This window comes from Pricia sp., from assembly GCF_041745955.1.
Lineage (GTDB): Bacteria > Bacteroidota > Bacteroidia > Flavobacteriales > Flavobacteriaceae > Pricia.
Window position 1 is genome coordinate 1 of record NZ_JBGTHY010000059.1, and the last position, 5,596, is coordinate 5,596.

Annotated in this window: 6 protein-coding genes; 5 read left to right on the forward strand and 1 reads right to left on the reverse strand. The window is 47.2% G+C overall.

What is annotated here, in order from left to right; translation table 11 throughout:
• From ACEW8S_RS01845 to radA, 5 genes are all read left to right on the forward strand, one after another.
• A partial coding sequence (locus tag ACEW8S_RS01845) for a pantoate--beta-alanine ligase (protein ID WP_373516490.1) occupies positions 1 to 170 on the forward strand: 170 nt, incomplete at its 5' end.
• 26 nt (positions 171 to 196) lie between these two features.
• On the forward strand, positions 197 to 547 hold the full coding sequence (gene panD / locus ACEW8S_RS01850; protein WP_373516485.1) for an aspartate 1-decarboxylase: 351 nt from the start codon (positions 197 to 199) through the stop codon (positions 545 to 547).
• Between the two features lie 86 nt (positions 548 to 633).
• Entirely contained in the window at positions 634 to 1,599 is a 966-nt protein-coding gene (locus ACEW8S_RS01855) for a YbhN family protein (protein ID WP_373516486.1), read from the forward strand.
• Positions 1,600 to 1,647: 48 nt separating this feature from the next.
• The gene (locus tag ACEW8S_RS01860; protein ID WP_373516487.1) at positions 1,648 to 2,790 is read left to right on the forward strand and encodes an alpha/beta hydrolase; all 1,143 of its coding nucleotides are present in this window, start codon (positions 1,648 to 1,650) and stop codon (positions 2,788 to 2,790) included.
• A gap of 138 nt (positions 2,791 to 2,928) precedes the next feature.
• Positions 2,929 to 4,290, forward strand: a complete 1,362-nt coding sequence (gene radA / locus ACEW8S_RS01865) for a DNA repair protein RadA (RefSeq protein ID WP_373516488.1) — start codon at positions 2,929 to 2,931, stop codon at positions 4,288 to 4,290.
• 212 nt (positions 4,291 to 4,502) lie between these two features.
• On the opposite strand, the gene ACEW8S_RS01870 is transcribed toward radA, so the two are convergent.
• Complete coding sequence (locus ACEW8S_RS01870; protein WP_373516489.1) at positions 4,503 to 5,543, reverse strand: NADP(H)-dependent aldo-keto reductase; 1,041 nt, start codon at positions 5,541 to 5,543, stop codon at positions 4,503 to 4,505.
• Positions 5,544 to 5,596 lie beyond the last annotated feature (53 nt).

Sequence of the window (5,596 nt, forward strand, 5' to 3'; positions counted from 1 at the left end):
CGGAAAAACAATTTGAAAACCATCCTGATCTGCGGCTGGAATATTTCGAGATAGCGGATGTCGATACCCTAACACCCATCCAAAGAAAAAAACCATCCGTAAAATATCGGGCCTTTGTTGCCGTTTATGCCGAGGGAGTTCGGCTGATCGACAACATCGCGCTCAACTGAAATCAATTTTTAACTACCTTTGTCGCATGCAAATAGAAGTCGTAAAATCGAAGATACATCGTGTAAAGTGTACCGGTGCCGACCTGAACTATATCGGCAGCATCACCATCGACGAGGACCTTATGGATGCCGCGAACATCATCCGTGGCGAGAAGGTGCAGGTCGTGAACAACAATAACGGCGAACGGCTGGAGACCTACGCCATTCCCGGTCCGCGAGCAAGCGGTGAGATTACCTTGAACGGGGCAGCCGCAAGAAAAGTGGCCACCGGCGATATTCTCATTTTAATCACCTATGCCCGTATGGACATCGAAGAGGCGAAAGTTTTTAACCCGGCATTGGTATTTCCGAACGAAGCGAACAACCGTTTGAATTAGGGCTATACGCATATCGCGCTACGCTTCTTTTTTTGCGTACTGCGTATAGCGAAAAAGCGAACTACAATTTTGAGACACATTAGACCTTGGGCGACAACCTTAAAAAAATCTTAAAAACCATACTCCCGATAGCCTTGGGCGTATTTTTGGTCTGGTACTGGTACAGTTCTACCGCCGAAGAGGAAAGAAACCAGATATTTTATTATATAAAGGATGCCAATCTGTTCTGGGTCGGTATTTCGATGGTATTGGGCGTTCTTGGTCATGTCTCAAGGGCCATCCGGTGGAACTATCTACTACAACCGCTCGGGTACGCCCCAAAGTTGAGCAACAATGTACTTATTATTTTAATGGCCTACCTGACCAATCTGGGCATTCCGCGGACCGGGGAAATCTTAAGGGCGACGGCATTGACCACGTATGAAAAAGTCCCCTTTGAAAAAGGTATCGGCACGATTATCACCGAACGGGTCATCGATGTAATCATGCTTTTTTCCATTATTTTGGTCACCCTGTTATGGCAGACCGAAATTATATTGGGCTTTCTTGAAAATGTTGGCATTCCATTTAATAAAATCCTACTCCTGATCGGCTCGGGAATCTTGATGCTGGCCGCTTTTTTCCTCTTTATCAAAAAATCGTCCCACAATTTCGCGTCGAAAATCAAAAAATTCGTGAAAGGCTTGATGGACGGCGTGCTCAGCATCTTCAAAATGAAGAACAAATGGGCGTTTTTAGCGCACACCCTGTTCATTTGGGCCTGTTATATCGGAATGCTCTGGGTCATCAAGTTTACAGTACCCGAAACTATCGACCTTTCGCTGGGCCAACTCATGGTCGCCTTTGTGGCCGGGGCATTGGCCATGATGTTCACCAATGGCGGCATAGGCCTCTTCCCTATCGCCGTAAGCCAGGCCTTGGCCATTTTCGGCATCAGCAAAGTATCCGGCGATGCCTTCGGCTGGATCATGTGGATCGCACAGACCCTCATGGTGGTCGTTTTCGGGGCAATATCTTTCCTAGTATTACCGTTATTGAACAGGAACCGTTGAGAAACCTACGTTAACGTTCGACGATTTCCCATACCCAAATCTTAGACCATGCTACGAAACCTTATCCTTTTCGCACTTTTGCTATGCGCCGACCTGAGCGCCCAAGTTACCCAAGAAGTCTTCGAATCGTTCAAATTGCAGGAACGCCGCGACGTTCGCTATTACGTTCCCGAAGACTATGACGCAGCCCAAAAATACCCCGTAATCGTCGTACTCGATGGCGACTACCTTTTTGATCAGACCGTCGCCAATGCGAAATTCTATCATAAATTCCATGGTATGCCCGCAAGTATTGTTGTAGGGGTCGACCAAAGTAAAAACGGCCTGCGCTATGACGATTGCGCTTTTGAGCCCGACACGGGCCTGCCCACCGAAAAAGGTAAGCAATTCTTCGAGTTCGTGGGTACCGAGATCATTCCCTATCTCGATACGAAGTATAACACCGCACCTTTCAAGACCATTGTCGGTTATGACATCACGGCGAATTTTCAGAATTACTGGCTGTTTAAGGAAAAATCATTGTTCAACGCCTATATCAATATTTCCCCGTCATTAGCGCCCCAAATGGAAGCCCGTGTACCCGCCCGATTGATGTCGTTCGAAGAACAACTATTTTACCAGCTTATCGTAGAAGGCCTAAAGGATGACGATACCGCCCGGATCCTGCAGATGCACAACGCGATCAAAGCCATGCAGAAAGAGAACCTACACTACGGTTTTACCCAATATGATGGTGCCGACGACATTTCAATCGCCACTTATGGTATCGGGAAGGCCTTCGACAACATTTTCCGGATGTTCAAGCCCATAAGTCCCAAGGAATACAAAGAGAAAATCCTGACCTTGGATGGCCCCGTATATCAATATCTCGCGGATAAATACCAAGGCATCGAAGACCTTTTCGGTTTCGAAAAGACCGTAGAGCTCAACGACATCATGGCCATCTACGCCGCTTCCCGCAAAAAGGAGGATGTAGAGTCACTAAAACCCTTATCCGATATGTGCAAAAAGCAGTTTCCCGACACTATGCTCGGTTTCTACTTCGAAGGCGAATACTACGAGCAGATCGGAGAGCCAAAAAAAGCGTTCAAAACCTTTGAAAAGGCCTTTAATATGAAAGAAATCGACTTTTTGACCAAGGAAATGGCGTTGGAGAAGATCAATGCCTTGAAAGCTGATTTCGGGTATTAAGGTTGTTAGGGGTCTGGGGTTTCTTGTTGGATAAGGTATAGGAGTTTATTGGGTATATGGGTTTCAAAAGGGTCGCAAAGAAAGCCTATGCATTTTTAAACTTCTCACTACCTTTGTCCTTAAAGAGAACCTTTACAAATGCCCAAACCAAAAACAACTTTTTTCTGCCAAAACTGCGGTACACAATACTCCAAATGGGTGGGACAGTGTTCCGCTTGCAAGGAGTGGAATACCATTGTTGAAGAAGTAGTACAGAAACCTGAAAAATCGAGTTGGAAGACTATAGCCAGTCCGAAAAAACGAATGGCCAAACCGCTTCGGGTACACGAAATCAGTTCGGACAAGGAGATTCGGCTGAACACCTTCGATTTGGAATTCAATCGTGTATTGGGCGGTGGACTAGTTCCTGGAGCATTAGTGTTATTGGGCGGCGAACCGGGAGTGGGAAAAAGCACCTTGATATTACAGATCGCCCTAAAACTTCCGTACAGAACGCTTTACGTATCCGGGGAGGAGAGCCAAAAACAGATCAAGATGCGGGCGGACCGCATTCATCCTAATAGCGATACTTGCTATATTCTTACAGAAACGAAAACGCAGAACATTTTTCAGCAGATCGAGGCCACCGAACCTGATATCGTGGTAATAGACTCCATCCAGACCCTGCATTCCGACTATATCGAGTCGGCGGCAGGCAGTATTTCACAGATTCGGGAATGCACGGCCGAACTGATCAAGTTCGCCAAAGAGACGAATACACCGGTCATTCTGATCGGCCATATCACGAAGGACGGTTCCATTGCCGGGCCTAAGATTTTGGAGCATATGGTCGATACGGTACTACAATTCGAAGGCGATCGAAATTACGTATACCGCATTTTAAGATCTTTAAAAAACCGCTTCGGCTCGACATCGGAACTGGGTATCTACGAAATGCAGGGCGGCGGATTGCGGCAGGTGAACAATCCCTCCGAAATATTGATTTCCAAGAATGACGAGGGACTCAGCGGCACGGCCATCGCCTCGACGGTCGAGGGCATGCGACCGCTGATGATCGAGATTCAGGCCTTGGTCAGCACGGCGGTCTATGGTACGCCACAACGTTCGACTACAGGCTATAACGCCAAACGGCTGAACATGCTTTTGGCGGTTCTTGAAAAACGGGCGGGCTTTAAATTAGGCACCAAGGATGTGTTCTTGAATATAACGGGGGGTATATCGGTCGACGACCCCGCCATCGATTTAGCGGTCATCGCGGCCATACTTTCCAGCAACGAGGACATCCCCATTGCCAAAGGGGTCTGCTTTGCCGCAGAAGTCGGATTGGCAGGAGAAATACGCCCCGTGCAACGCGTGGACCAGCGGATTTCGGAAGCTGAAAAACTGGGCTTTACTACTATATATGTATCAAAAAACAATAAAATCGGGTTGAAAAATCCGAAAATTGTCATCGAACTGGTATGCAGAATCGAGGATGTGGTCAGCGGGTTGTTTGGATAAGGAGTAATTTTCCAGGCTTTTCCCTTTTTCTAAGGAGGAGAGCCGAGACAAATTTCACTAAGTCAATTAATTCTCCATTAAAACAAATAGGGGAATTATCCGACCTACCGTTTATCCCGCATACTCCTAGCAAAAACCATTATGATAATGATCACCGCTATGATAAGCAACAACTGCCCGAAGCCCACTTTTAAAAAATACATAGTCTTGAATTATGGCGCCGGATTCGGAATGGCATCGTGAATCTCTTCAATCCCCTTTAACACCTCATCGCTCAAAGTAATGTCGATACTGCCGATATTCTGCTTTAGCTGTTCCATTGACGTGGCCCCGATAATAGTGCTGGTTACAAAAGGTCTGGTGTTTACAAAGGCCAAGGCCATCTGGGTCGTGGACAACCCATGCGCTTTCGCCAGTTTATGGTATTTATCGATTGCCTTCGAGGCAGTTTCACCACTATACCGGGAATATTGCGGAAAAAGCACGACCCGCGAGGTCGCCGGTCGCATTCCACCGAGATATTTGCCGGTCAAGGTGCCAAAACCTAAGGGCGAATAGGCCAAGAGTCCTACTTTTTCACGGATAGCGATTTCCGACAGCCCAATCTCGAACAACCGGTTCAACAGGTTGTACGGGTTTTGAATGGTAATGGTACGCGGCAAACTCGCATGCACCTTGCTTTCCATCAAAAAACGCATGGTGCCCCAGGGGGTCTCGTTCGATATTCCCACATGCCTGATTTTACCTTCTCGGATCAAGTCCCGCAGGGTCTGAAGCACCTCATGGATATTATCTTTCCAATGATCGGATACGTCGTACTCGTAGCCCCTTTTTCCGAAATAATTGGTGCTGCGTTCGGGCCAGTGCAGTTGGTACAAATCGATATAATCGGTCTGTAAACGTTCAAGGCTTCCCTCGACCGCATCGCGAATCGATTCTGGGGTAAAACCGGTAGTCCGAATAAATTTGGACATTTCGGCCTTGCCCGCAATTTTTGAGGCCAAAACAATCTTATCGCGGTTTCGGTTCTTCTGAAACCACGAACCGATAATCCGCTCGGTATCGGCATAACGGTCGGGGTGTGCGGGAATGGGATAAAGTTCGGCCGTATCGAAAAAATTGATGCCTTCGTCGACGGCATAGTCCATCTGCCCGTGGCCTTCTTCTTCGGTATTCTGATTGCCCCAGGTCATGGTGCCGAGGCAAATTTTACTGACTTCGATATCGGTATGGGGCAGGGTGGTGTAGATCATGGGGTTTTGATAAGTCGTTGTTATTTGAAGCGCCCAAATTTACGAATTATATT

Coding starts and splice junctions, on each gene's coding strand:
- panD (WP_373516485.1), top strand. CDS start 197: ATGCAAATAGAAGTCGTAAAATCGAAGATACATCGTGTAAAGTGTACC.
- ACEW8S_RS01860 (WP_373516487.1), top strand. CDS start 1,648: ATGCTACGAAACCTTATCCTTTTCGCACTTTTGCTATGCGCCGACCTG.
- radA (WP_373516488.1), top strand. CDS start 2,929: ATGCCCAAACCAAAAACAACTTTTTTCTGCCAAAACTGCGGTACACAA.
- ACEW8S_RS01870 (WP_373516489.1), bottom strand. CDS start 5,543: ATGATCTACACCACCCTGCCCCATACCGATATCGAAGTCAGTAAAATT.